This window comes from Rhodococcus sp. PvR099 (genome assembly GCF_017833315.1).
In the GTDB taxonomy this organism is placed as follows: Bacteria; Actinomycetota; Actinomycetes; order Mycobacteriales; family Mycobacteriaceae; genus Rhodococcus_G; species Rhodococcus_G oryzae.
Window position 1 is genome coordinate 821,308 of sequence record NZ_JAFIBV010000001.1, and the last position, 24,821, is coordinate 846,128.

Below are 24,821 nucleotides of genomic sequence, written 5' to 3' on the forward strand. Positions count from 1 at the left end.
CCACGTGGCTGTTCAGACACTGAAGGATCTGCTGGACGCCGGGGTCGCGGGCCGCACCGTGCTGGTGCGCTCGGACCTCAACGTCCCGCTGGACAACGGCACGATCACCGACCCGGGCCGCATCATCGCGTCCGCACCGACGATCCGCACGCTGGCCGAGGCAGGCGCCAAGGTCATCGTGATGGCGCACCTGGGCCGCCCCAAGGGCGAGCCCGACGCGGCGCTGTCGCTGGCACCGGTCGCGGCCCGGCTCGGCGAGGAGCTCGGACGCAACGTGCAGCTGGCAGGCGATGTCGTCGGACAGGATGCGCTGGCCCGTTCCGAGGGACTCACCGACGGCGACGTGCTCCTGCTGGAGAACATCCGCTTCGATCCCCGTGAGACCAGCAAGGACGACGCCGAGCGGGAATCCCTCGCCAAGGCGCTCGTGGAGCTGGTCGACGGCGACGGCGCGTTCGTCTCCGACGGATTCGGTGTGGTGCACCGCAAGCAGGCGTCGGTTTACGACGTGGCGAAGCTGCTGCCGCACTACGCGGGCGCCCTGGTCGCGACCGAGGTCGAGGTGCTGCAGAAGCTGACCGAGGACTCCGAGCGGCCCTACGCGGTGGTGCTCGGCGGCTCGAAGGTCTCCGACAAGCTGGCCGTGATCGAGGCGTTGGCCACCAAGGCCGACACCCTGGTCATCGGCGGCGGCATGTTCTACACCTTCCTCGCCGCGCAGGGGGTGTCCGTCGGTAACTCGCTGTGCGAGGAGTCGATGATCGACACCTGCAAGTCGCTGCTCGAGCGGTACGCCGACGTCATCCACATCCCGCAGGACGTGGTGATCGCCGACTCGTTCTCCGCCGACGCGGAGTCGAAGACGGTGTCGGTGCTCGAGATCCCGGACGGCTGGATGGGCCTGGACATCGGACCGGAGTCGGTGGAGCGCTTCGCGGCGATCCTGTCCGGCGCCAAGACGGTGTTCTGGAACGGGCCGATGGGCGTGTTCGAGTTCGAGAAGTTCTCGGCAGGCACCAAGGGTGTCGCCGAGGCGATCATCGGGGCCACCGGCAAGGGCGCGTTCAGCGTCGTCGGCGGCGGCGATTCCGCGGCCGCGGTGCGGCTGCTCGGCCTGCCCGAGGACGGCTTCTCGCACATCTCGACCGGCGGCGGCGCCTCCCTGGAGTACCTCGAGGGCAAGTCCCTTCCTGGCATCGAAGCGCTGGAGGGCTGAGCGATGGCACGTAAGCCGCTCATCGCGGGCAACTGGAAGATGAACCTCAACCACTTCGAGGCCATCGCCCTGGTGCAGAAGATCGCGTTCTCGCTGCCCGCGAAGTACTTCGACAAGGTCGACGTGACGGTGATCCCGCCGTTCACGGACATCCGCAGCGTGCAGACGCTGGTCGAGGGCGACAAGCTCCTGCTCACCTACGGTGCGCAGGATGTCTCCGCGCACGATTCCGGCGCCTACACCGGCGAGATCAGCGGTGCCATGCTGGCCAAGCTGGGCTGCACCTTCGCGGTGGTGGGCCACTCGGAGCGTCGCACCCTGCACGGGGAGTCGAACGAGACGGTGCTCGCCAAGACCAAGGCGGCGCTGAAGAACGGCCTGACCCCCATCGTGTGCATCGGTGAGGGACTGGAGATCCGCGAGGCAGGCAACCAGGTGGAGTACAACCTGGAGCAGCTGCGTGGATCCCTCGCCGGGCTGTCCGCGGACGAGATCGCCAAGGTCGTCGTCGCGTACGAGCCGGTGTGGGCCATCGGCACCGGCCGGGTCGCGACTCCGGCGGATGCGCAGGAGGTCTGCAAGGCGGTTCGCGGTGAGCTCGCGACGCTGGCGTCGGCCGAGGTCGCGGCGGGCGTTCGCGTCCTCTACGGCGGCTCGGTGAACGCGAAGAACGTCGGCGAGATCGTCGGCCAGTCGGACGTGGACGGTGCCCTCGTCGGCGGCGCCTCGCTCAAGGCTGACGAGTTCGCGACGCTCTCGGCGATCGCTGCGGGCGGTCCGCTGCCGTGATCTGACGGTCGCAGAACGAACGCCGGTGGGCGCGTGGTCTTCGGATCGCGCGCCCATCGGCGTTTTATGTGTCGAGAGGTAACATGTAGTTGTCGTCGACTAGAGGAGCGTCCGGTGAAGTTCGAGGAGATCCCCGCGGTCAAGAAGATCGGGGTCCAGGTGTTGAAGGCGCATCAGTGGGTCTACGAGCGCACGAACGGCCGGATCGGCCACCGGATCCTCGGGGTGCCGTGCCTGCTGCTGGACACCGTCGGGGCGAAGACCGGGCAGGCGCGGGTCAACAGCCTCACCTATGTGCAGGACGGTCGGGACTACGTGGTGGTGGCCTCCAACGGCGGCGCACCGCGATCGCCCGGCTGGTACTTCAACCTGCGGGCACGTCCGGACGCCTCGGTCCGGGTCGGCACCACCACCGTGCCGGTCACCGCCCGCCTGATCGGGCCGGAGGACGCGGACTACGCGCGGCTGTTCGCGGCGGCCGACGCGAACAACGGCGGCCGCTACAGCGGCTACCAGCGGCACACCGACCGCCCGATCCCGCTGGTCGTGCTCACCCCGCGATAGCGGAACGCGGAACGCCGGTGGGCGCGTGGCTTCGGGCCGCGCGCCCACCGGCGTTCCGCGAGGGTCACATCAGCGGAGCAGCTTGGCCTTCAGCTTGCCGATGGTGGCCTGATCCAGGCCGAGGCCGTCGGTCAGGTACTTGTCGACGGTGCCGTAATCCGCCTTGACCTGGTCCAGGCCGGCCTGCAGGAAGCTCGACTCGACGGTGACCAGTGGGATGAAGTTGACGTATGCGTCACCGAATGCGCGCTTGAGGCCCTCGGTGTTCTTGGCGATCGAGTCCTTGGCGTACTCGTTGGTCAGCAGGTAGTCGTCCATGATCGTCTGGCTCGACACGCCCGCGATGCCGAGCAGCAGGGCCGAGGTCCAGCCGGTGCGGTCCTTGCCCGCGGTGCAGTGGAAGACCTGGCCGCCGTCGGTGTTCGCCATGTCGGTGAGGAGTTCGTTGAACTTCGACCGCTCGACCGAACCGGTGACGAAGGCGCGGTTCATGTCCTGCATCATCGTCCGGGCGTCCTCGGGGGACTTGATCTTCCCGAGCATCTCGTTGATGTTGCCGGAGAGGATCGGGATGCGCTTGTAGGTGACGCCTGCGGGCAGCACGTCCTGCTTCTGGGCGACCTCGTCGTCGGCGCGGAGGTCGTAGACGGTGGAGAGATTCAGTCCGGTCAGCGTCGCCATGTCGGCGTCGTTCGGGACGATCGCGTTGGCGCGGTAGAACACGCCCTTGTTGACGTTCTTGCCGTGCGCTCCCGGGTACCCGGCTCCGGTGCCTGCGACATCGCGGAAGTTGTCGATGCTGGCGAGCCGCGGTGCGTCCGGCGCGGTCTGGCCGGCGCCGACGCTACCGAGGCCGGCGGACCCGGAGTTGAGCAGTTCGGCGAGCGCCGGGGGAAGGATCGGGTCGGCCTGCGCGAGCCCGGCGCCGCTGAAACCGGCGAGCAGCACTCCGCTCGTCACCAGCAGAGACCCCGCGATCCTGGAACCGTGTCGAGACATGAAGAACCTTCCCATCGGATTTGTGGTCTGTCGGGAGGCGAAGGTAGTCACGTGGGCGCTCCGCTGTCTCGAATGACGGCCGTTCCTCCCGCTCAGCGGTCACAATTCGTGTTGGACGGCTCACAATCCGGTCCGATACGAGTCCATGGCGGGCCGAACGGTAGGCTTGGGCGACTTGTGGCCGTATCCGTCAGCGAAGGCGTGGAGATTACATGGAACTGTTCCTGGACATCCTGCTGGTGATCACCAGCCTGCTGCTGATCCTGCTGGTGCTGCTGCACCGTGGTAAGGGCGGCGGCCTGTCCAGCCTGTTCGGCGGCGGCGTGCAGTCCAGCCTGTCCGGTTCCACGGTCGTCGAGAAGAACCTCGACCGGCTCACCGTGTTCACGGCCATCATCTGGCTGATCGCGATCCTCGGTATCGGTCTCCAGATCAAGTACAGCTGACGACACCACCGTATCTGGGCGTCCTGATCCTGCCGGGACGGGGCTGAGCACCGATACTGGTTCCATGAACCCGTTGCCCGTGCACGAGGGTCCGCGTCCCCACCACCCGGCCGAGCCTCCGCGGGAGGCCACCGAACCGCTGCGCGAGGACATCCGGCTGCTCGGCGGGATTCTCGGCGAGATCATCCGCGAGCAGGCGGGCGACGAGGTCTTCGAGCTGGTCGAGCGCGCCCGGGTCGAGTCGTTCCGGGTGCGCCGATCGGAGATCGATCGCGCCGAACTGGCCGCCCTGTTCTCGAGCGTCGATGTCGGCGTCGCGATCCCGGTCATCCGCGCCTTCAGCCACTTCGCCCTCCTGGCGAACCTCGCGGAAGACCTGCATCGCGAGCGGCGCCGGGCGGTCCACGTCCGGGCGGGCGAGCCGCCACAGGACAGCAGCCTCGCCGCGACATACCGGAAACTCGATGCGGCGCAACTCGATCCGGCGACCGTGTCCCATGAGCTCGAGGGCGCGTCGGTGGTGCCGGTGATCACCGCGCACCCGACCGAGACCCGCCGCCGGACGGTCTTCGAAACCCAGCACCGGATCACCGAGCTGATGCGATTCCGCGAGCGCACGGAGCTGGACCCGGGCGAACTGGCGGGAGTCGACCGCGACCTGCACCGGCAGATCCTCACCCTGTGGCAGACGGCCCTGATCCGGCTCTCGCGGTTGCGGATCCAGGACGAGATCGAGGTGGGTCTGCGGTACTACGACGCGGCCCTGTTCGAGGTGGTTCCGAAAATCAATGCCCAGCTGCGCGCGGAACTCCGGCGACGGTGGCCGGAGGCGAACCTGCTGGCCGAGCCGATGCTCACCCTCGGATCCTGGATCGGCGGCGACCGCGACGGGAATCCCTTCGTGACGGCGGACGTGGTGCGCCGGGCGACCCGGCGGGCCGCGGCCACCGCGCTCGAACACCATCTCGGTGAGCTCGAGCTGCTCGAGCGGGAACTGTCCATGTCGGATCGGCTCGTCGACTCCTCGGCGGCGTTGCGGGCCCTCGCTGACGCATCGGGCGACGACTCGCCGTTCCGGTCGGACGAGTCGTATCGGCGTGCGCTGCGCGGGATCCGGGGGCGGCTCACGGCGACCGCGGTCCGCATCCTCGGCGGGGCCGAGGTCGCGCTGTCGAGGTCCGCGCTTCACCAGGCGGGCCTGGAGCCGTTCGGCACGGCGGCGGAGCTGCTCGCCGAGCTCGACGTGATCGACGCCTCGCTGCGCGGGCACGGCGACGAGCTGGTGGCCGAGGATCGGCTCGCGACGATGCGTGAGTCGGTGCAGGCGTTCGGGTTCCACCTGTCCGGGCTGGACATGCGGCAGAACTCGGAGGTGCACGAGCAGGTGGTCGCGGAGCTGTTCGCATGGGCGGGTGTGCATCCGGACTATCGGTCGCTGTCCGAGCAGGAGCGGGTCGCGTTGTTGACGGCCGAGCTCGGGATGCGGCGGCCGCTGGTGGGTCCCGGGGCCAAGTTCGGCGAGTTGACCACCTCCGAGCTGGCGATCCTGGCCGCGGGGGCGGAGGCCGTCAAGAGCATCGGGACGGGGGCGATCCCGAACTACATCATCAGCATGTGCACCTCCGTCAGCGACATGCTGGAGGCGGCAGTGCTGCTCAAGGAGGTAGGCCTGCTCGATCCGGGGGCGAACGGGTCCGCGCCGTCGTGCCCGGTCGGGATCGTCCCGCTGTTCGAGACCATCGAGGACCTGCAGGGCGGGGCGGCGACGCTGACCGCGGTGCTGGACGTGCCGGTGTACCGCGCGTTGCTGACCGCCCGCGGCGGCCGGCAGGAGGTGATGCTGGGGTACTCGGACTCGAACAAGGACGGCGGATACCTCGCGGCGAACTGGGCGCTGTACCGGGCCGAGCTCGACCTGGTGGACGCGGCGCGGTCGGCGGGAATTCGGCTGCGGCTCTTCCACGGTCGTGGCGGCACCGTCGGGCGTGGTGGGGGACCGAGCTACGAGGCGATCCTCGCGCAGCCCCCGGGCGCGGTGGCGGGGTCGCTGCGCATCACCGAGCAGGGCGAGGTGATCGCCGCGAAGTATGCCGAACCCCGACTGGCGCACCGCAATCTGGAGACCCTGCTCGCGGCGACGCTCGAGTCGACGCTGCTGGATGTGGAGGGGCTCGGCACGGACGCGGAACCGGCGTACTCGGTGCTGGACGAGCTGGCGGCGGCGGCCCGGGTCGCGTACAGCGACCTGGTGCACGACACGCCCGGGTTCGTGGAGTACTTCACCACCTCGACGCCGGTCGCCGAGATCGGCGCGCTGAACATCGGCAGTCGGCCGGCCTCGCGGAAGGCCACCAAGTCGATCGCGGACCTGCGGGCGATCCCGTGGGTGTTGTCCTGGAGCCAGTCCCGCGTGATGCTGCCGGGGTGGTACGGCACGGGGACGGCGTTCGAGGACTGGGTCGGCGGCGATCCGGCGCGCCTGGCGAGGCTCACGGAGCTGTATGAGCGGTGGCCGTTCTTCCGCACCGTCCTGTCGAACATGGCGATGGTGATGTCGAAGTCGGACATGGGCCTGGCGGCGCGGTACGCGGAGCTGGTGCCGGATGTGGCGTTGCGGGAGAGGGTGTTCGGCAAGATCACCGCCGAGCACGCGCGGACGATCGCGATGTACAAGGCGATCACCGGCAACGACGACCTGCTCGCCGACAACCCGGGACTGCGGAGGTCGGTGCACAACCGGTTCCCGTATCTGGAGCCCTTGAATCACCTGCAGGTGGAGTTGCTGCGCCGGTATCGTTCCGGCGACGACAGCGACCTGGTGCGGCGTGGCATCCAGCTGACGATGAACGGACTGGCCACGGCGCTGCGCAACAGCGGGTAGCGGATCGACCTTCGGGTGAGGGAGGGACGACCGCCGATGGTTACCATTGACATGACGGTCGAGGAAAACGACGCGCTCGATCTGCTGCGATGCGTGACTAGGAGGTCGTCGTTGGAGTGTGATGTTCCGCCCATACCGGTTCGGTTTGGGCGGTAGGTAGATCGGTCAGGGTGAACCGGTCGACAATCTCAATCATCGATGGCCACCGATTACGCAGTGCGGTAAGGGTTTCGAGTTGCTATCGGCGGTCGGGCCGTCCGTCCCGATTTGCTGTCGCGTCTACATTGACAGTGGCGCTTCTATGATGAGGCCACGTTCGAGTTGTGCACAGTGCATGATGCACCTATGGCCGCCAACGATCCCCTCAGTTGTCCGTCTCCCCGTCGGAAGACTCCCGACGAGCAGGCTGTGGACGTAATTCGGTGGGAGGAGAGCTGCGCACTGGTGGATCGACTTCGTGGTGATATCAGCGAAGGGTTTCCAAAATTGTCGCAGTTCACACGTGATTTACACCTGTTCATGCTGGTGCTCGAGCTTCACCTCGGGGACGAGTGGGTAGGCGCAAACGCTGACATTGCGACGAGCTCTCGGGACGTGAGGCCAGGTCCCGGAGGGAAGTACTTGCGGCGGAGTGGAGATCTCGATGTGCCCACATTGGCTGAGCATTACCAGCGATTGGGGGAGTTAGCACGGCGGCTATTTGAGTTTCGGAACGAGGACTTCTACGAGACATTGCGTGACAATCTTATGCATCGAGATCTCGAAGGTGCGGCGTTTGAGGCCGATGTCGTTCGTTGGCTCGTACGCTTGCCCGTGCTGATCGACTTGCGTCGCGAACGCGGTACTAAGGGTGACGACTACGACATCGATCTGTGGTTGCGTATTCCGGATCTGAAGTTGTCAATCGAGGTCAAGACACGAGCCGAGGATTGCCCCTACGCCAAGAATCGGCTGTTGAATACGTTGCGGCAGGCGCGCAAACAACTCCCCAAAGGTGGGATGGGTGCGATCTTCATGAAGCTGCCGACTTCCTGGTCCAGTGACCCTTCATATCTCGGTGAGGTCGACGGGGTCCTGGCCGGATTCTTCAGGAACACGACTCGAGTGCACGCAGTTGTGATGGTCTGGGACGACTTTACTTTTAGTGGCCCCGCTGGAAAGTCGTGGATGTGGGAACCCGGGCATGCGGTCTACCGATCACCAACAATTGACAGCGTAATCGATGAGATGTTGGGCCACTATGAGCGGATGTGGGCCCAACCAGTCGATCTTGCAGCTCCTCGCGCCCCTTTCTAGCGCGAGAGCCGCACCGACAGTCCGCTGTTTCGTCAGGGGTAGCGGCGGCGATGGTGGATGGAGATGTCGAGGAAGTCCTCGGTGCTGTTCTCGACGGCGCCTTCGATCAATCGTTTCTGGATGCACTGTTTGTTACCTGGCCTACTGAGGCGGTTTGAAACGAAACTCCAGGGTGGGACCTGGGGCCTAAGGGGCCCGGATCGAGGCAGCGAAATGGACAAGAAGGGTTCAACTTTCGGTTGACTGTATCCAGTTTCGGATTCGTCCAGCGAGCTGTAGTTTCGATTTGGCCGGTGTGATCGACGACGTACTGCGTCAACTATTTGGAGTAGGTCGATGGAGTGATGCGGTTTCCGGCAAGGATTCCGGTGAGAACATAGCGGTCTTCTCGCGCTCCGGTTGGGCGGTGCTTGGCGATCCAGGTCGCTTCGTTGAGTCGGAGGGTGCCTGTGGATGCCTTCTTGTCGGTGAGATCGAGTACGAGAAGTTGCCCGAAGGGTGCATTGGTGTTGCTGTATTCGGCCGCTTGCGCGAGATAGGTGCCTTCGATGTGTTCGCGGCTATTGTCAGTACTGTCCTTCTTGATCTCGATAAGGTACCTCAGTGACCCGAAATGGATCATCACGTCGGCGCGTCCCATCGCGAGGTCGACGGGCTCGACACGGACCACGTTGTGTAATGGGCCCGCTTGAAGCCATCCGTGAAAGTCTCGTTGAAGGTCGTCTTCTAAAGCCTGACGTTGGCCATTCTCGGGCTTCCGTCGGTAGTCGTACGGTGGGTCGCCCTTCTTTCCCTTGCCAAAGAGGGTAGTGCGCGTTAGGTCGCCACGGCTCTTTAGGAAGAGAAGAGTCTGCACGACCAGTGCGCTGAAGGTGTGCCGAACCTCACCGATAAAGTCGGGATGACCGCACAAGCTGGTCACTAACGAGTCCAATAGTGGAACGATTATCGGATCCGTCGCTCGCAGGCGCGCGATATCACTGTCGTGTGCGAGTCCTTCGATGGTCGCAAGGCGGGTGTCGTCGATATCGGCCGCAAGTCGTCGAGCAAAGTCCAGACCAGCCTGCCGGATGAGGTTCGGCGCCAATCGGTACAACCGGTCGTCTACGCTGGCCCCTCCGGGATCACCTTCGTCGCTGATCACGGTTGATTCATTCCGCTGCGAGTTCGTCTGCCGTGACTCGATTCGCGACAGGATGGTGGCCGCAGTGTCCGCGTCGAACAAGCGTTGTGGATGTGTCTCCGGGTTCCCGGCTGCGTGCCGCAGAATGTTGAGAAACGACTCCCTGCGGATCAGCGTGTCTTCCACCGCGGGTTCAATGAGCGCGGCTAACCCTGGAGTCGCAATGTCGGCTCCAAGGGGCTGCACCGTACGACTGGAGCGGTATGCGGCGAGTACCGCGTCTAGTGCTGACCATGGTGTCATCCATACGTCGGCGGTGAGTATCGATGATGCGGCTTGGAGCTGCAAGAGAAGCCCGTTCCACGCTAGCTCCACGGATCGGCGAGGTAAGAGCCAGGCCTGTTGATGAGTACCCCAGAGCCACGCGGCCCTGCGCTCTAACACCGTCTCCAACTTCTCGGCGGCTTCAGAAACCTGGGCGTAGTTGCCGGCCGCGAACGCGAGGATTGCATCACAGGCAGCGTGATACGCCGCGGCGTCGTCACGACACTCTTCCGCGGCTTCGGCAGCGGCGAACAACTGCCGTGCTTCGTTCAAGTGCGTACTTGACTCGGCAAGGGTCGCTGCTGCGAAGCTAGCTCGGAGCCGATCGCACCCCAGCTCAAACATTGCGTCGACGTCCGCGGCCTCATCGGTGGCTAGTTGCTTCAGTAGATTGCGCACCGCGGTGGCGACCGTGGTGTCGGTCTGAGCCCAGCAGTCCAAGGCCAAGCCGAGGATGCGGGGTAATCGTTCGAGGAAATCATCGGGACCATCGACCTTGAGTTCCTGGAGAACGCCCCATACGTGGTATGGGTGAACTGCTTTGGATACGGCGAGCCGTACGGCACCTTCTAGCCTGGCGGCGGCCAATAGTGGACCGCTCGAGATCGTCTCCTGGAGTCCGTCTAGTAGCGCCGCGTTGAGCATTTTCCCGAGAGATTCCGTGGCAGCGGAGCTGCCGAGAATTGTCTCGATGGACGATGAAAGCGCTAGGAGGCTCCTCTGCTGTGTGAAGCTTCGCGGGAAGAGCTCCACAACCCGCCGCCAGGTCGAATCGCCGGTATTGACGGCGTGCACCACCGCTTCGGCGATCAGTGGCGCCAACGGGCCAGCGGCGACGTCAACGATCTCATCCTGCACTTGCTCAGGATCGAGCCCGAGGGCATCGAAAGTCACCACGTCGATTCGAGTCTCAGAAAGCTGCGTCAGTCGCTCGGCCAACAAGGTCACGACGCAGGCCTCCTTCGGCATCGGGCAGGTCTGCCTACCATAGTGGTTTACCGTTAGTTGCTTCGATAATGTTTTCGTTTGGTAGTACGTCGTGAGCGAGCTCGGAGTCTGCCGTGGTTATCAACACCTGCAATTTGTGCTCGTGGGCATGTGTCTTTAGGGCATTGAGCAGGCTGCGGATGTCGATATCTTGCACCTCCTCGGACTTGGGGCTGTCGATGAGAAGGAGTCCAGGGTGAGTTGAAATCTGATGAGTGAACCCGATCCGCATCAATGCGACAACGACAGCGACTCGCATTCGTACGCGGGCACCCGCGTCCAGGCCGCTGAAACTCGTCTTGGCGCCACCGTTGCGCGTGATCTCAAGTTGTGCAGCGCGATTAATCGCGACGGACTCGAGTGACTCGACGCCGAACTGGCGTCCCAGCATAGTGATGTTCTCGTTAATGTCTGCAGATACCTTGGCGAAGGATGTCGTGTGATCCTCCTCGAGGACCTTGATTGCGGCACGCAGGATCTTCAGTGTCTGCTGTTCAGCCTGATCTTCGGGTGGTGACACCAGTTCGGGTAGAACGCTCAGTGCGCCCTCGAGCCGCATCACGCCGTCACGAGCTTGAGTCCTGGCCGGAAGGTGGTGTGCCCAATCCGCTTTGCGGAGTGTCGCTTCTGCCTGTTCGAGCTCGTGCGTCCGCTGGGCGAGTAGTGCTGTGGCCTCGTCAAACGCCGCCTTCGCGGCTTCCTCCGCCGCTTTGCTGGCAGAAAGGCGGCTCTCCGCCTCCTCGCTTATCGCCTGCGGAGTATCGTCGTCTCCCTCAACGGGGCGCGCGCACACAGCGCATGTGTGGGAAGCAGATTCATTTCGTCGACGCTCGTCGGCGATGTCCTGGTCGCACCTTGGACAGGCTTTTGGGTCGAGACCGTGGAACAGCAGGCGAGCAGTTGCACTCTCGTTGACATCATTGAGGAGTTTTGCGTCGCGTTGTCGTTGCGCGCGGGCACGTTGATATATCTGCATGCTGTCATTCCAGGCAGTTTGACTCCCGGCCACAGTCTCGGCCAATCGGACCGCCTCCGCAGCAGAGTCTGTGAGGCTGTGTTCCCCTTCAGTTGATTTCGCTGTGAGATCGGCGAGGGTTGCCTGCGCCTGTTCCAGCTGCTTGAGGAGTTCGGAACGTTCCTCGATGCGCGTCTGCTGGGCAGCTGTATTTGCCTCGCGTTGCCTGTTTTTACCTTTGGTGAGAAGCTGCTCGCTCGTCTTCAGCTTTGCCAGGACGGCTACTGCTGGCAGATCAAGAAAGACTTGAAGGAGTCGACCAGGGAGCCCGGCCATTAGTACGTCACCAATCAATGCCTTAGATCGCCCAGTTGGCAGATAGAGTGCGCGAAAGTATGCATTCCATCCATGTGTCTGTGTACTGACTTCCTTGTGAGCACTTACTAGGGGTTGCAGGTCCATCCAATCCATCATCAGAGAGGTGACCTGGTCGGCGTAGCTTTCCGAGTCTGCCGCTTGAAGCAACGCGGTAATGCCATGTGTCGGATCCGGTTCCCGGGTCGAACGCAGGGCGTCAATGTTGGGAGCGGCTAGAACGACGGCTTCGACGATCTTGCTTTCCCGAAGGGTGAGGCGGAACCCCATGGCTTGTCCAGCCACCGTGGCATCCACATCGATTTCGTGAAGCCAGTGCTGTACACCATCGAGGTCGTCCGGCGTGCCCCTCAGGCAAAAGGTGATCAAACCGAGGACGCTTGTCTTTCCCTTGAAGTTCGCCGCAACCAGTGCGGTAAGTCCGGCAGCGAAGTCCATGGTCGAATTGAAGGGGCCAGGAGCAACGGTGCCCGTCCGCACACCCGCGACCCGCAGCTTGTGGACACGCAGCGGCCGCGGGCGGGCTGGCGGAGTCGCCAGGGGAACGCCATGAGCGTTGAAAACTTCACGTACGTCAGAAGGCTCGACTTTGGCCTTGGCGGCGATGCGCTCCGCCAACTCGGATTCACGATTGGACATAGTCTTGATTCTTGTCATCGCTGCGGCCCGCGGCCAGTTGAAGTTCCTTGAGCCGAGCCCGTGCACGAACGGCGACGGACCCGATTCGTTCGCCGCGGGCAGCCTCCGCGTACTCCCGTTGAAGGTACTGGCGCTTCTTCAGCTGGTTTCCACCCTTTCCATCAGCGAGAGCTAACACGAGCGCCACACGGTCGACGTAGTAGGCAAAGGGCGGCGCCTGTTCAAGCACTTCTCTCGTGACACGGCGACCTTCTCGCAAAAGGTAGTAGTCATGCTGGCGTACTTGGTCGACAGTCCCGCGCCGACGGCGGATCACGAGACCGGCGCTGCGCAGGACAGCCAGCGCGTTGTCGAGTGGCTCGTAGGCGCCAAAATGGTGACGAAGCATCGGATAGCGGCGAACCTCAGGTTCTTCGGAGTCAAGAATAGAACCGGCCAGCTCAAGCAACGGCGTCTCGCCGCTCGATTCGAATTCGGTCAGCAGTTCGTTCGCGAGGTAATCAGGGTTCCGCAGCCAGAAGTCAAGCTTCTGCAACCGAAGTTCCGCTCGGACTACACCGACCGCGTCGACGAACTGGGGATCGGTGGCTTCCGCGGTGTTAAGCGGTTCACAAGCTCCGTCAATGAGGAGCAAGATCCGCACGGCGTCTTGCTCCCGGCTTGTGACGGGAGCGTCGTGTGAGTCCACGCCAGACTTATGATCCACCGCGGCAGCCTAACCGTGCGCGAGATCAAGCGGGGGGAGTGGGGAGTTCAAGTTGGCTCAGTGTTGAGGGCTGTCATGGTGTAACTCCGTAGCTGACCCAGCAGTGGAACCGATCGCGCCGACGCCGCGTCAAACTCCCCAACGGCCGCAACAGGCCGAGGAGGGAGTCCCGCGATGACCGACTGCTCAGGAGCGCAGGCAGCATGGCGTGGGGGAATCGACAAGCGGTCACGTAACCGCCCCGCGATCCGCAGCGGCTGCCGATCGGCGGCCGTGCCGCGCGAGGTATGGGGTGCCCCCGAAGTGCATCCGGTCCGTCCTCCCGTCGTGGAGGACGAACCGGATGAGAGCTGAGCGTCAGCTCGCGGGCAGGTTTGCCGCTGCGGCCTTGTCGAGCATCCAGATGGTCGACTCGGAGCCGATGGCACCGGCCGACGGGATGTCCACGGGGCGGGCGCCGGTCAGCGCCGCGCTCACGGCCTCGGCCTTGTCCGCGCCCGCGACCAGCAGCCACACGCGCTTGGCCCGCCGCACGGCCGGAAGCGTCAGGGTGACCCGCTGCGCCGGCGGCTTGGGGGAGTCGGTGACCCCCACGACGAACCGCTTGTCCTCGCGGACGGCATCGGTGTCCGGGAACAGCGAGTTGATGTGGCCCTCGCCGCCCATGCCGAGCAGGTGGACGTCGAACTCGGGGATCGAGTTCGACCCGGCGTGCGCGCTGAGCAGATGGCTGTAGGCGACGGCCGCGGCATCGGGGTCGCCCGCGTACAGCCCGTCGCCGTAGGGCATCGGATGCAGGCGGGCAGGCGTCACCGGCACGTGGTCGAGCAGCGCCTCGTGCGCCTGGACCTCGTTGCGGTCCGGATCTCCCCGGGGCAGGAATCGTTCATCGCCCCAGTAGAAGTCGACCTTGGACCAGTCGACGGCGCCCGGATTCTCCCGGACCTTGCGCAGCAGCCCGATCCCGTTCCCGCCGCCGGTGAGCACCACCGCGGCCTCGCCGCGCTCGGCCTGCGCGGCGACGATCACGTCGACGAACTGGGCGGCCGCGGCCGTCACCAGCTCATCGGAGTCGGCGTAGGTCTGCACGCTCACGTTGTCACTCATAGTTCACCTTCGTCAGCCCGGAGAGCGCCGCGTGGTAGATCTCGTCCGGGTCGAGGCGGCGCAGCTCCTCGGCCAGGCAGTCGCGGGTCTCTCGACGAGCAAGCGAGACAAGTGAGTCCGGTGCTCCGAGTCGGCTCAGGGTCGCGGTCTTGCCGGTCTGCGGCCTGCTGAGCGTCACCGACCCGGTCTCGCGCTCCAGCACGACCCTCAGCTCGCCTGCCACCCGTCGGACCGGCCCGTCGATGCGGCTGGCCAGCCACCCGGCGATCATGTCGACGGCGGGTTCCTCGGCGAGGCCGGACACCGTCGCGGAGACGATCCGCTCGTACGGCGGTTGGTCGAGCGCGGAGGTGAGCAGCGCCCGCCAGTAGGTGATGCGACTCCACGCGAGGTCGGTGTCGCCGGCGGTGTACGACTGCAGCCGCGACTTGATGGTGGCCAGCGGGTCCCGCGCCCCGGTCGCATCCGTGATGCGGCGGATCGCCAACCGCCCCACCGGATCCAGCGCGGGGAACGGCGGGCTCTTGTCGGGCCACCACGCCACCACCGGGGTGTCGGGGAGAAGGAAGGGCACGACCACGCTGCTCTCGTGGTCGGCGAGCTCACCGTGGAGCCGCAGCACCACGACCTCCGACGCGCCCGCGTCGCCGCCGACCCGGATCTGCGCGTCGAGCCGCGTCTCGGCCGACCGGTCGCCGCGCGCGACCACGATCACCCGACAGGGATGCTCGCGACTCGCCTCGTTGGCCGCGTCGATGACGTCCTCGGCGTTCTCGCTGTCCAGGGTGCAGACGACGAGCGTCAGCACCCGACCGAGGGTCACCGCACCGCCGGTCTCGCGGACCTCGACGAGCTTCTTGTTGATCTTCTCGGTGGTCGTCGAGGGGATGTCGATGATCACTGGAGCGCCTCCACGATTGTCACGGCCTTCTCCATTCACGTCCGGTGCGACGGAGCATCTCCTGCGCCGACTCCGGACCCCAGGTGCCGGCCTCGTACGGTTCGGGCTTGCCGGACTCGGCCCAGTGCTCGAGCACCGGGTCGAGGATCTTCCAGGACAGCTCGACCTCGGCGTTGACGGGGAACAGCGACGGCTCGCCGAGCAACACGTCGAGGATCAGGCGCTCGTAGGCCTCGGGGGAGGACTCGGTGAACGCCTGGCCGTAGCTGAAGTCCATGTTGACGTCGCGGACCTCCATGGAGGACCCGGGCACCTTGGAGCCGAACCTCATCGTCACGCCCTCGTCCGGCTGCACCCGGATCACCAGCGCGTTCTGGCCGAGTTCCTCGGTCATGGTCTTGTCGAACGGCAGGTGCGGAGCCCGTTTGAACACCACCGCGATCTCGGTGACCCTGCGGCCCAGACGTTTTCCGGTGCGGAGGTAGAAAGGGACGCCCGCCCAGCGGCGGGTGTCCACCTCGAGGGTGATCGCGGCGAAGGTCTCCGTGGTGGAGTCCTTCGAGAAGCCCTCCTCGTCGAGCAGGCCGACCACTCGCTGGCCGCCCTGCCACCCGCCCGCGTACTGACCGCGCGCGGTGGTCTCGTCGAGGGGCTCCGCGAGCCTGGTGGCGGAGAGCACCTTGATCTTCTCGGACTGCAGCTCGGAGGGCTCGAAGCTGACGGGCTCCTCCATCGCGGTGAACGCGAGCAGCTGCAGCAGGTGGTTCTGGATGACGTCGCGGGCGGCACCGATGCCGTCGTAGTACCCGGCCCGGCCGCCGAGCCCGATGTCCTCCGCCATGGTGATCTGCACGTGGTCGACGTAGTGCGCGTTCCAGATCGGGTCGAACAGCTGGTTTGCGAAGCGCAGCGCCAGGATGTTCTGCACCGTCTCCTTGCCGAGGTAGTGGTCAATGCGGAACACCGAGTCCTCGGGGAAGACCGTGTTGACGACCGCGTTGAGCTCCTTCGCGCTCTCCAGGTCGTGCCCGAACGGCTTCTCGATGACCACCCGTCGCCACTGGTCCTCCACCGGCTGCGCCAGCCCGGACTTGGACAGCTGCTCGCACACGGTGGGGAACGCGGCGGGCGGAATGGCCAGGTAGAACGCGTGGTTGCCGCCGGTGCCACGCTCCTCGTCGAGATCACGCAGGGTCTTGGTCAGCTCGACGAACGCCGCATCGTCGTCGAAGCTGCCCTGCACGAACCGGATTCCCTCGGCGAGCCGCTCCCACACCTCCTCGCGGAAGGGGGTGCGGGAGTGCTGCTTGACCGCGTCGTGGACGACCTTGCCGAAGTCCTCGGCCGCCCAGTCCCTTCGGGCGAAGCCGACCAGGGCGAAGCCCGGCGGCAACAGGCCCCGGTTGGCCAGGTCGTACACGGCAGGCATCAGCTTCTTGCGTGCGAGATCGCCGGTGACCCCGAAGATCACCAGTGCGCACGGGCCCGCGATTCGCGGCAGTCGTTTGTCCCTCTCGTCCCGGAGTGGGTTGTCCCACCGCGGAGCGGAGCCCGTGCCCGGCACCGGGTCAGCCCTTGTCGGACGCGGCCGCGAGTTCCCCGGAAATGGCTTCGAGAAGCTCATTCCAGGAGACCTCGAACTTGTCGACTCCTTCGGTTTCCAGCTTCTCGAACACCTCGGGAAGCGAGACGCCGGCCGCGGCAATCGCGTCGAAGACCTGCTGCGAGGCGGCGGCGGTACCGGTGATGGTGTCGCCGGTGATGACGCCGTGATCGGCCACCGCGTCCATCGTCTTCTCCGGCATCGTGTTCACCGTGTTCGGTGCGACAAGCTCCGTCACGTAGAGCGTGTCGGAGTAGTCGGGGTTCTTCACACCGGTCGAGGCCCACAGCGGACGCTGCACGCGGGCGCCCGAGGCCGCCAGCGCCGCGTAGGTGCTGCCGCCCTCGAACACCTCCTGGTATGCGGCGTAGGCGAGGCGCGCGTTCGCGAGCCCGGCCTTGCCGCGCAGGGCCAGCGCCTCCTCGGTGCCGATGGCCTCGAGGCGGGCGTCGATCTCCGAGTCAACGCGGGAGACGAAGAACGAGGCGACCGAATGGATCTGGGTGAGGTCGTGGCCCGCGGCCTTCGCGGCCTCGAGGCCGGCCAGGTACGCGTCCATGACGGCCTTGTGCCGCTCCACCGAGAAGATCAGCGTGACGTTGACGCTGATGCCCTCCGCGATCACCCGGGTGATCGCGGGCAGCCCGGCCAGGGTGGCCGGGATCTTGATGAGCAGGTTCGGGCGGTCGACGATCTTCCACAGCTCGATCGCCTGCGCGACGGTCGCGTCCGTCTCGTGGGCCAGTCGGGGATCGACCTCGATCGAGACGCGGCCGTCCACGCCCGCGCTGGCCTCGAACTGCGGGGCCAGCACGTCGCAGGCGTCGCGGACGTCGTCGGTGGTCAGCGCGCGGACCGTGTCATCCACGTTCGCGCCCCGGCCTGCGAGCTCCTTGAGCTGGATCGTGTACTCGTGACCCTTGGTGATGGCGCCCTGGAAGATGGTCGGGTTGGTGGTGACACCGACGACGCTCTTCTCCCGGACGAGTGCCGCGAGGTTGCCGGACTCGAGGCGGCCACGGGACAGGTCGTCGAGCCACACCGACACGCCGGCCTGCGACAGCGCGGCGAGATTGGCGTTCTGTACTGAATCGCTCATCGAGATCAACCCTTCACTCGGTCGAGGGTGCGGCGGGCAGCGGCGGTGACGGCCTCGGCCGTGAAACCGAACTCGCGGAACAGCGTCTTGTGGTCGGCGGACGCACCGAAGTGCTCGATCGAGACGGCCTCACCGGAGTCGCCGATGATCCGGTACCACGGCATCGCGATGCCGGCCTCGACGGAGACGCGGGCGCGGACCGCGGGCGGCAGCACCGAATCGCGGTACTCCTGGTCCTGCTCCTGGAACCAGTCCAGGCAGGGGACCGAGACGACCCGGGTGGCGATGCCCTCCGCCTCGAGGGCCTCCCTGGCCTCGACGGCCAGGTACAGCTCGGAGCCGCTGGCCAGCAGGATGACCTCCGGCGTGCCGGTGGAGGCCTCCGTGAGGACGTAGGCGCCGCGCGCAACGCCGTCGACGGATCCGGCCTTGGTGCCCTCGAGCACCGGGATGTCCTGGCGGGTCAGGGCGAGCGCGGTCGGCCCGGTCTTGTTCTCCAGGGCGGTCTTCCACGCGTGCGCCGTCTCGTTGGCGTCACCCGGACGGATCACCGCGAGGTTCGGGATCGCGCGCAGCGCGGCGAGGTGCTCGATCGGCTGGTGGGTCGGGCCGTCCTCGCCGAGTCCGATGGAATCGTGCGTCCAGACGTAGATCGCGGGCGTCTTCATCAGCGCGGCCAGGCGGACGGCCGGACGCATGTAGTCGCTGAACACCATGAAGGTGCCGCCGTACGGGCGGGTCGGGCCGTGCAGCGCGATGCCGTTGAGGATCGAGCCCATCGCGTGCTCACGGATGCCGAAGTGCAGGGTGCGGCCGTAGGGCTGCGCGGTCCAGTCCTTCGTCGAGATCGACGCCGGACCAAAGGAATCCGAACCGTCGATGGTGGTGTTGTTGCTGCCCGCGAGGTCGGCGGAACCGCCCCACAGCTCGGGCAGGATCGGGCCGAGCGCGTTGAGCACCTTGGCCGAGGCCTTGCGGGTGGCGGCGCCCTTGGCGTCGGGCTCCCAGGTCGGCAGGATGTCGGTCCAGCCGGCGGGGAACTCGCCTGCCTGCAGGCGGTCGAAGAGCGCCTTGCGCTCGGGCTCGCGAGCCGCCCAGGCCGCGAACTCGGAATCCCAGGCCGCACGTGCGGCGGCGCCACGGACCGCGACCTCGCGAGCGTGCGCCAGCGCGGCCGGGTCGACCTCGAACGACTTCTCGGGATCGAAGCCGAGCGCCACCTTGACGCCCGCGACCTCGTCCGCACCGAGCGCCGCGCCGTGCACGTCGCCGGTGTTCATCTTGGTCGGGGCGGGGTAGCCGATGATGGTGCGGAGCACGATGATCGACGGCTTGTCGGTCACGGCCTGCGCTGCGGCGACGGCGTCGAGCATCGCGGAGACGTTCTCGCCGCCCTCCACGCGCTGCACGTGCCAGCCGTACGCCTCGTAGCGCTTGGCGACGTCCTCGCCGAACGCGATGGCGGTGTCGTGCTCGATGGAGATCTCGTTGTCGTCGTAGAAGACGATCAGGTTGCCGAGCTGCTGGACACCGGCGAGCGAGGAGGCCTCGGAGGTGACGCCCTCCTGCAGGTCACCGTCGGAGGCGATGACGTAGATGTTGTGGTCGAACGGGCTGGCGCCCTCGGCGGTGTCGGGGTCGAACAGCCCGCGCTCGCGGCGCGCCGCCATCGCCATGCCGACGGCCGAGGCCAGACCCTGGCCGAGCGGGCCGGTGGTCATCTCGACGCCGACGGTGTGGCCGTACTCGGGGTGGCCGGGGGTCAGCGAACCCCAGGTGCGCAGCGCCTCGATGTCGGAGAGCTCGAGGTCGTAACCCGACAAGTAGAGCTGCAGGTACAGCGTGAGGCTGCTGTGTCCACAGGACAGGACGAACCGGTCGCGGCCGACCCATTCGGCGTCCGACGGGTCATGCCGCATCACGCGCTGGAAGAGCGTGTACGCGAGCGGCGCGAGGCTCATCGCGGTGCCGGGGTGGCCGTTCCCCACCTTCTGCACGGCGTCGGCGGCGAGGACACGGGCGGTGTCCACGGCCTTGGTGTCTAGCTCCGTCCAGTCGGTGGGGTGCACCGGCTGGGTGAGGACGCGGATCTCGTCTGTGATCGACACGAGCAGAAGTCTCCTGACAGTGGGGGTACGGCGACGCGGTAACGCCAAGGGTAGTTCCGCGACAACACTAGTGCTCGGGCGCATCCCGGTCGATCGGTCGAAAGGCCGTGTCGAGACCGGGTGGTCTGTGCTGGAACCGGCGTTAGTGCGACCTGCGGTTCGGATCTGTTCGCCGTGCCGTCTACCATCTTGTGTAGTAGTGCGAAGTCAGGCGCGCAGCGGTGCGCGACAGGATCAGGTGGTCACTCGCGTGTCGCAAGGAGAAATGGTGCGGATTGTGGAGCATGGCGGACACGGTCTCGCTGGTGGCTCCGAGCCCACCCAGGTGAAAAGGCCCGACACCCTCTGGGGCCGGGCGATCGGGAAGGTTCTCGCCTACCTCGCCCTGACGAAGCCGCGGGTGATCGAGCTGCTGCTGGTCGCGACGATCCCGGCGATGCTGCTCGCGGATCGCGGCAACGTGAACTTCCCGCTCATCCTGAGCACGCTGTTCGGCGGCTGGATGGGCGCGGCGAGCGCCAACACGCTCAACTGTGTGGTCGACGCGGACATCGACAAGGTGATGAAGCGGACCGCCCGCAGGCCACTGGCCCGCCTGGCGGTGCCGACCTCGCACGCGCTCGTCTTCGGACTCGTCCTCGGCGCCGGCTCCTTCGCCTGGCTGTGGTGGGCGACGAACCTGCTGGCGGCCGTGCTGATCGTGCTCACCATTGCGTTCTACGTGCTCGTGTACACGATGATCCTCAAGCGCCGGACCTGGCAGAACGTAATCTGGGGCGGTGCAGCCGGTTGCATGCCGGTGATGGTCGGGTGGGCCGCGGTCACCGGCTCGATCAGCTGGGAGCCGATCGTGCTGTTCCTGGTCATCTTCTTCTGGACGCCGCCGCACACCTGGGCGCTCGCCATGCGCTACAAGGAGGACTACAAGGCGGCAGGCGTGCCGATGCTCCCGGTCATCGCGACCGAGGAGCGCGTCACCAAGCAGATCCTCGTCTACACCTGGCTGACCGTGCTGACCACGCTGGCCCTGGTCCCCGCGGCAGGCGTCGTCTACGCCGCCATCGCCCTGGTCGCCGGTGCCTGGTTCCTGCTGATGGCGCACCAGCTGTACGCGGGCGTGCGCCGCGGCGAGCCCGTGAAGCCGCTGCGCCTGTTCCTGCAGTCCAACAACTACCTTGCCGTGGTGTTCTGCGGGCTCGCGGTGGACTCGGTGTTGGGCATGGACACGATCGGCTCCTTCTTCAGCTGATCGCGGGGGCAGTCGCTTCGTCCCCTCATCTCTCTCGAGTGTTCCTGCATCCGGTGGTGCGCCAGGTCCACCAGCTCGCTCTTGCTCGGGGTGTAGGTGCACAGGGTCATATCCGTGCGCCCGAGCCGTTCACTCACTGATCGCGTCGACAGACCTCTGTCGTCCCGGCCTCGTTCGCTACTCGATCGCGGGTCCGCGACGATGTCCGTCCAGGGTCAGCCCTGGCTTGGGACGAGGTCCGGTTCTCGGGTCCCCGGCGGCGGGCGCCAGCCGCAGCATTGCGATAGAGCGCGCGGAATCGCCCTGAACTGCACATACGCACACTGGCCGTATCTCTTTACGACGTAAGGGATCGCTGCTTTACGTCGTAAGGAGATTGCGAGGCCGCGCGTGCCCGGGCCACACCCCTGCGCGCACACCTTCTGGCAAGGACGCATACACACTGCGGGCACAAAGGGGGCGCGACGTTGTCACAAGGTGTGCGCCGACCGCTGGCGCCGCCTGGGTTGTGCGGCCGGCGCGCCTAGGGGACCAGCACGATCGAGCCGGTGGTGCGGCGGCCCTGCAGATCGCGGTGTGCCTGCTCGGCCTCGTCGAGCGGGTACTGCGCGCCGACCCGGATCTTCAGCGAGCCGTCCCTGATCGCCTCGAACACCTCGCCCGAGCGCCACAGCAGCTCGTCGCGGTCGCGGGTGTAGTGCGCGAGGGTGGGTCGGGTCAGGAACACCGAGCCCGCCGGGTTGAGCCGCTGCGGATCGAACGGCGGCACCGGCCCGCTGGCGGCCCCGAACAGGGCGAGCGTGCCCCGGATCCGAACCGACGCGAGGCTGGCCTCGAAGGTGTCGGCGCCGACGCCGTCGAACGCCGCAGCCACGCCCTCGCCGTCGGTGAGCGCCCGGACCTGCTGCGCGAGGTCGTCGGAGTAGCGCAGCACCTCCGCCGCGCCTGCCTCCCGGGACAGCAGTTCCTTCTCGTCCGAGGACACGGTGGTGATCACGCGCGCGCCCCTGGCGACCGCGAGCTGCGTCAGCACCAGGCCGACCCCGCCCGCGCCCGCGTGCACGAGCACGGTGTCGCCGGGCTCGACGTAGTACACCGAGTTCATCAGGTAGTGCGCCGTCATGCCCTGCAGGAGCACCGAGGCGGCCTCGGGGGCGCCGACGCCCTCCGGCACCGGCACCGCCACCGCGGCGGGCACCACGACCCTCTCCGCGTAGCTGCCAGGCGCCGAGGACCACGCCACCCGGTCGCCGGCGCGGACGCCGGTGACGTCGGAGCCCACCGCCTCGACGACGCCGCTGCCCTCGAGTCCGGGGACGTACGGCAGGTCCACGGCGTAGGCGCCGGTCCGGTAGTAGGTGTCGATGTAGTTCACGCCGATCGCGTCCGTGCGAACCAGCAGGTCCGCGGCGCCCGGTGCCGGGTCGGGGATCTCGGACATTCGGAGTACCTCGGGGCCGCCGAACTCGGTCACGGTGATTGCGCGCATGCCCCTATTTCTACTCTCCAGTATTCTGACGCCATGACTGTGGACACCCAGGACTCCGGCGCGAGCGCCCCGGCCGTATCGCTGCCCCCGCGGACCGTCGCCGCGGTGAAGAAGTTCGTTGCCGAGCACGGCGGTTCGGCCTCGGCGGTGATCCAGCCGGTCGGCCTCGACGGCGTCCGGATCACCCTCGTCGGCGCCGACGGCGTCCTCGGCGATCAGGTCGTCGACGACCTCGCGACGGCGAACGCCGTGGTTGCCGCGGTCGACAACGTCACCGTCTCCGAGTGGGAGCGCGCGATCACCAGCATCGTCACCCCGCGTGTCGGTCACTGGCGGAAGATGGCCGGTTGGGTGGCGAACCAGACCCGCTTCCCGAAGGCCCGCAACGGTCTCGGCTGAGCAAGACCGGCAACGAATGCGGGCCCCGGTCATGGACCGGGGCCCGCATTCGTCGAGGACGTGTTTCTCTCCCCATGCCGAATCAGGGAACGAAGAAGGTCCCGAAGCCTGGTGACGCGATCGCCTGTGGGTCGACCAACGCAACTACCTGACCAGCGCCCGGATGGATGGTCACGGGCGCAGCGTTCAATGTCGGAAACGACGCGGACCCTGACGCGCCGGTGGCGAGACTGACCCAGTGGACAACCGCACTGTGCGGGTTTCCGCTTCCGGGAGTTCTGAGCACACTCAAGGTGGCCACGCCCGGTTGTTCGCCCACAGTCGCGGCGAGCCTGGGAGTGGGTAGCTCGACCAGCGGGATAAAGGGATCTAGCTGGAACGGAATGGTGCTCGGCGCAGCTGCCGCGGGACCCACCGCCAGCAGACCGACGGTCGAGAAGGACAGGGCTGCGGCGATGGCGACACGCTTCACTGTTCTGGATCGGGTCATGCGGATTGACGGTACCCGCGCTCCACCAGATCGGCCGTTTCTTCGGCCGTGATCACCGGATTCCCGACTTCATGGGCTCCAACTCGGCCGGGGCGACCTCGCGAACCCGACCGGCGGCGTACAGCGCGGCGGTGGCGGCCGTGCAGGCGGCCGCCAGCGCGACGTGCACCGTCACCAGGGCGGCGGGGACATCGGTCCAGAACTGGACCAAGCCGACGCAGGCCTGCGCCCCCACCACGCCCACGACGACCTTGAGTCGAAGCTTCACCGCAGCCCTGGCTCCGACCGCGTACAGCCCGAAGCCGAGACCCACCAGCAGCGCGAGGTAGGCGACCAGCAGTTCGGCGTGCAGGTGCACCAGGTTGGTGATGTCGAGGTTCAGGCGCTCGACCGTGCGCTCGGGGTTCTTGTCGCCCGCGTGCGGTCCCGCGCCCGTCACCATGGTGCCCGCGACCAGCGTCCCGGCCAGCGCGACGCCGGACAGTGCGGTCAGCCAGCGCAGCTGCTTCGGCACGGTGATGACCTCGACGCCGTCGTCGGGCTGGTCGATCTTGTGGTACAGGATCACCGACAGCCACACCATCGCCATCGACACCAGCAGGTGCACCGCGACGGTCCACCACAACAGGCCGGTGAGCACGGTGATGCCGCCGATCACCGCCTGCGCGACGGTCGAGAGCGGCATCAGCCAGGCGTAGGCGAGCACCTCACGGCGGCGGGCCGCGCGGGTCACCGCGAGCACCACCGCCGCCGCCGTCGCCACCACCAGGAACGACAGCAGCCGGTTGCCGAACTCGATGGCCTGGTGGAACCACGGCGCGGTGGCGGTCCCGGTGGGCACGAAGCTGCCGGGATGGCACTGCGGCCAGGTGGTGCAGCCGAGGCCCGACGCGGTCACCCGGACCACGGCGCCGGTCACGGCGATACCGCCCTGGGACAGGATCACCGCGACGGCGATCCATTTCTGCACCGCCAAAGAGGGGAGCGGCAGACGGTTGACCAGGCTCAGGAACCCTCGATACAGCACGCCACCGATGGTAGATGCCCGTCAACTACAGAGCGTCGTTGGGGCTGGC

The 24,821-nt window shown here is 66.6% G+C and carries 20 protein-coding genes; 8 read left to right on the forward strand and 12 right to left on the reverse strand.

Annotated elements, in window-relative coordinates:
- Positions 1-4: 4 nt before the first annotated feature.
- From pgk to JOE46_RS03820, 3 genes are all read left to right on the forward strand, one after another.
- Positions 5-1,216 (forward strand): phosphoglycerate kinase, encoded by a 1,212-nt coding sequence (gene pgk, locus JOE46_RS03810; RefSeq protein WP_209926278.1) that lies wholly within the window; start codon positions 5-7, stop codon positions 1,214-1,216.
- 3 nt (positions 1,217-1,219) lie between these two features.
- On the forward strand, positions 1,220-2,005 hold the full coding sequence (tpiA, locus tag JOE46_RS03815) for a triose-phosphate isomerase (RefSeq protein ID WP_097209870.1): 786 nt from the start codon (positions 1,220-1,222) through the stop codon (positions 2,003-2,005).
- A 114-nt stretch (positions 2,006-2,119) separates the two neighbouring features.
- Positions 2,120-2,569, forward strand: a complete 450-nt coding sequence (locus JOE46_RS03820) for a nitroreductase family deazaflavin-dependent oxidoreductase (protein ID WP_269590057.1) — start codon at positions 2,120-2,122, stop codon at positions 2,567-2,569.
- A gap of 69 nt (positions 2,570-2,638) precedes the next feature.
- Here the strand turns inward: JOE46_RS03820 and JOE46_RS03825 are convergent, their stop codons facing one another.
- Positions 2,639-3,568 carry a tyrosine-protein phosphatase gene (locus tag JOE46_RS03825; RefSeq protein WP_209926282.1) on the reverse strand — a complete coding sequence of 310 codons (930 nt, stop codon included), beginning with the start codon at positions 3,566-3,568 and terminating at the stop codon, positions 2,639-2,641.
- 212 nt (positions 3,569-3,780) lie between these two features.
- On the opposite strand from JOE46_RS03825, the gene secG reads away from it, so the two are divergent.
- From secG to JOE46_RS03840, 3 genes are all read left to right on the forward strand, one after another.
- A complete protein-coding gene (secG, locus tag JOE46_RS03830; protein ID WP_097209867.1) occupies positions 3,781-4,014 on the forward strand; it encodes a preprotein translocase subunit SecG in 234 nt (77 codons plus the stop codon).
- Between the two features lie 64 nt (positions 4,015-4,078).
- Complete coding sequence (ppc, locus tag JOE46_RS03835; protein ID WP_209926283.1) at positions 4,079-6,895, forward strand: phosphoenolpyruvate carboxylase; 2,817 nt, start codon at positions 4,079-4,081, stop codon at positions 6,893-6,895.
- A 345-nt stretch (positions 6,896-7,240) separates the two neighbouring features.
- Positions 7,241-8,191 carry a hypothetical protein gene (locus JOE46_RS03840; RefSeq protein ID WP_209926284.1) on the forward strand — a complete coding sequence of 317 codons (951 nt, stop codon included), beginning with the start codon at positions 7,241-7,243 and terminating at the stop codon, positions 8,189-8,191.
- 319 nt (positions 8,192-8,510) lie between these two features.
- Here JOE46_RS03840 and JOE46_RS03845 read toward each other — a convergent pair whose 3' ends face one another.
- The 8 genes from JOE46_RS03845 to tkt all read right to left on the reverse strand — a co-directional run bounded on the left by JOE46_RS03845 (position 8,511) and on the right by tkt (position 20,118).
- Complete coding sequence (locus JOE46_RS03845) at positions 8,511-10,586, reverse strand: hypothetical protein (protein ID WP_209926285.1); 2,076 nt, start codon at positions 10,584-10,586, stop codon at positions 8,511-8,513.
- A gap of 34 nt (positions 10,587-10,620) precedes the next feature.
- Positions 10,621-12,594, reverse strand: a complete 1,974-nt coding sequence (locus JOE46_RS03850) for a hypothetical protein (protein WP_209926286.1) — start codon at positions 12,592-12,594, stop codon at positions 10,621-10,623.
- Entirely contained in the window at positions 12,581-13,300 is a 720-nt protein-coding gene (locus tag JOE46_RS03855) for a hypothetical protein (protein ID WP_209926287.1), read from the reverse strand. Before JOE46_RS03855 ends, JOE46_RS03850 begins: the two co-directional genes overlap by 14 nt.
- A gap of 357 nt (positions 13,301-13,657) precedes the next feature.
- The gene (gene pgl / locus JOE46_RS03860; RefSeq protein ID WP_209926293.1) at positions 13,658-14,407 is read right to left on the reverse strand and encodes a 6-phosphogluconolactonase; all 750 of its coding nucleotides are present in this window, start codon (positions 14,405-14,407) and stop codon (positions 13,658-13,660) included.
- Entirely contained in the window at positions 14,400-15,308 is a 909-nt protein-coding gene (gene opcA, locus JOE46_RS03865; protein ID WP_097209861.1) for a glucose-6-phosphate dehydrogenase assembly protein OpcA, read from the reverse strand. The genes pgl and opcA overlap by 8 nt, the downstream gene beginning before the upstream one ends.
- 19 nt (positions 15,309-15,327) lie before the next feature.
- Entirely contained in the window at positions 15,328-16,932 is a 1,605-nt protein-coding gene (zwf, locus tag JOE46_RS03870) for a glucose-6-phosphate dehydrogenase (RefSeq protein ID WP_354580528.1), read from the reverse strand.
- Positions 16,877-18,010 (reverse strand): transaldolase, encoded by a 1,134-nt coding sequence (gene tal, locus JOE46_RS03875; protein ID WP_209926298.1) that lies wholly within the window; start codon positions 18,008-18,010, stop codon positions 16,877-16,879. Before tal ends, zwf begins: the two co-directional genes overlap by 56 nt.
- 5 nt (positions 18,011-18,015) lie before the next feature.
- Complete coding sequence (tkt, locus tag JOE46_RS03880; protein ID WP_209926300.1) at positions 18,016-20,118, reverse strand: transketolase; 2,103 nt, start codon at positions 20,116-20,118, stop codon at positions 18,016-18,018.
- A 265-nt stretch (positions 20,119-20,383) separates the two neighbouring features.
- Here tkt and JOE46_RS03885 point away from each other — a divergent pair, with 265 nt between their 5' ends.
- On the forward strand, positions 20,384-21,367 hold the full coding sequence (locus tag JOE46_RS03885) for a heme o synthase (protein ID WP_097209858.1): 984 nt from the start codon (positions 20,384-20,386) through the stop codon (positions 21,365-21,367).
- 523 nt (positions 21,368-21,890) lie between these two features.
- Here the strand turns inward: JOE46_RS03885 and JOE46_RS03890 are convergent.
- The gene (locus JOE46_RS03890) at positions 21,891-22,856 is read right to left on the reverse strand and encodes a quinone oxidoreductase (protein WP_097209857.1); all 966 of its coding nucleotides are present in this window, start codon (positions 22,854-22,856) and stop codon (positions 21,891-21,893) included.
- Positions 22,857-22,889: 33 nt separating this feature from the next.
- On the opposite strand from JOE46_RS03890, the gene JOE46_RS03895 reads away from it, so the two are divergent.
- Entirely contained in the window at positions 22,890-23,255 is a 366-nt protein-coding gene (locus tag JOE46_RS03895; RefSeq protein ID WP_097209856.1) for a hypothetical protein, read from the forward strand.
- Between the two features lie 82 nt (positions 23,256-23,337).
- Here JOE46_RS03895 and JOE46_RS03900 read toward each other — a convergent pair whose 3' ends face one another.
- Both JOE46_RS03900 and JOE46_RS03905 read right to left on the reverse strand, forming a co-directional pair.
- Positions 23,338-23,745, reverse strand: a complete 408-nt coding sequence (locus JOE46_RS03900; protein ID WP_245220919.1) for a hypothetical protein — start codon at positions 23,743-23,745, stop codon at positions 23,338-23,340.
- 52 nt (positions 23,746-23,797) lie between these two features.
- Positions 23,798-24,772: a heme A synthase gene (locus JOE46_RS03905; protein ID WP_209926302.1), complete on the reverse strand. Its 975-nt coding sequence runs from the start codon at positions 24,770-24,772 to the stop codon at positions 23,798-23,800.
- Positions 24,773-24,821: the final 49 nt, after the last annotated feature.

Excerpts from the sequence above, each read along its gene's own strand:
- JOE46_RS03825 (WP_209926282.1), bottom strand. The coding sequence starts at position 3,568 with ATGTCTCGACACGGTTCCAGGATCGCGGGGTCTCTGCTGGTGACGAGC.
- JOE46_RS03850 (WP_209926286.1), bottom strand. The coding sequence starts at position 12,594 with ATGTCCAATCGTGAATCCGAGTTGGCGGAGCGCATCGCCGCCAAGGCC.
- JOE46_RS03885 (WP_097209858.1), top strand. The coding sequence starts at position 20,384 with ATGGTGCGGATTGTGGAGCATGGCGGACACGGTCTCGCTGGTGGCTCC.
- JOE46_RS03890 (WP_097209857.1), bottom strand. The coding sequence starts at position 22,856 with ATGCGCGCAATCACCGTGACCGAGTTCGGCGGCCCCGAGGTACTCCGA.
- pgl (WP_209926293.1), bottom strand. The coding sequence starts at position 14,407 with ATGAGTGACAACGTGAGCGTGCAGACCTACGCCGACTCCGATGAGCTG.
- JOE46_RS03900 (WP_245220919.1), bottom strand. The coding sequence starts at position 23,745 with ATGACCCGATCCAGAACAGTGAAGCGTGTCGCCATCGCCGCAGCCCTG.
- tal (WP_209926298.1), bottom strand. The coding sequence starts at position 18,010 with ATGAGCGATTCAGTACAGAACGCCAATCTCGCCGCGCTGTCGCAGGCC.
- ppc (WP_209926283.1), top strand. The coding sequence starts at position 4,079 with ATGAACCCGTTGCCCGTGCACGAGGGTCCGCGTCCCCACCACCCGGCC.
- JOE46_RS03895 (WP_097209856.1), top strand. The coding sequence starts at position 22,890 with ATGACTGTGGACACCCAGGACTCCGGCGCGAGCGCCCCGGCCGTATCG.
- secG (WP_097209867.1), top strand. The coding sequence starts at position 3,781 with ATGGAACTGTTCCTGGACATCCTGCTGGTGATCACCAGCCTGCTGCTG.
- tpiA (WP_097209870.1), top strand. The coding sequence starts at position 1,220 with ATGGCACGTAAGCCGCTCATCGCGGGCAACTGGAAGATGAACCTCAAC.
- zwf (WP_354580528.1), bottom strand. The coding sequence starts at position 16,932 with ATGAGCTTCTCGAAGCCATTTCCGGGGAACTCGCGGCCGCGTCCGACA.
- JOE46_RS03840 (WP_209926284.1), top strand. The coding sequence starts at position 7,241 with ATGGCCGCCAACGATCCCCTCAGTTGTCCGTCTCCCCGTCGGAAGACT.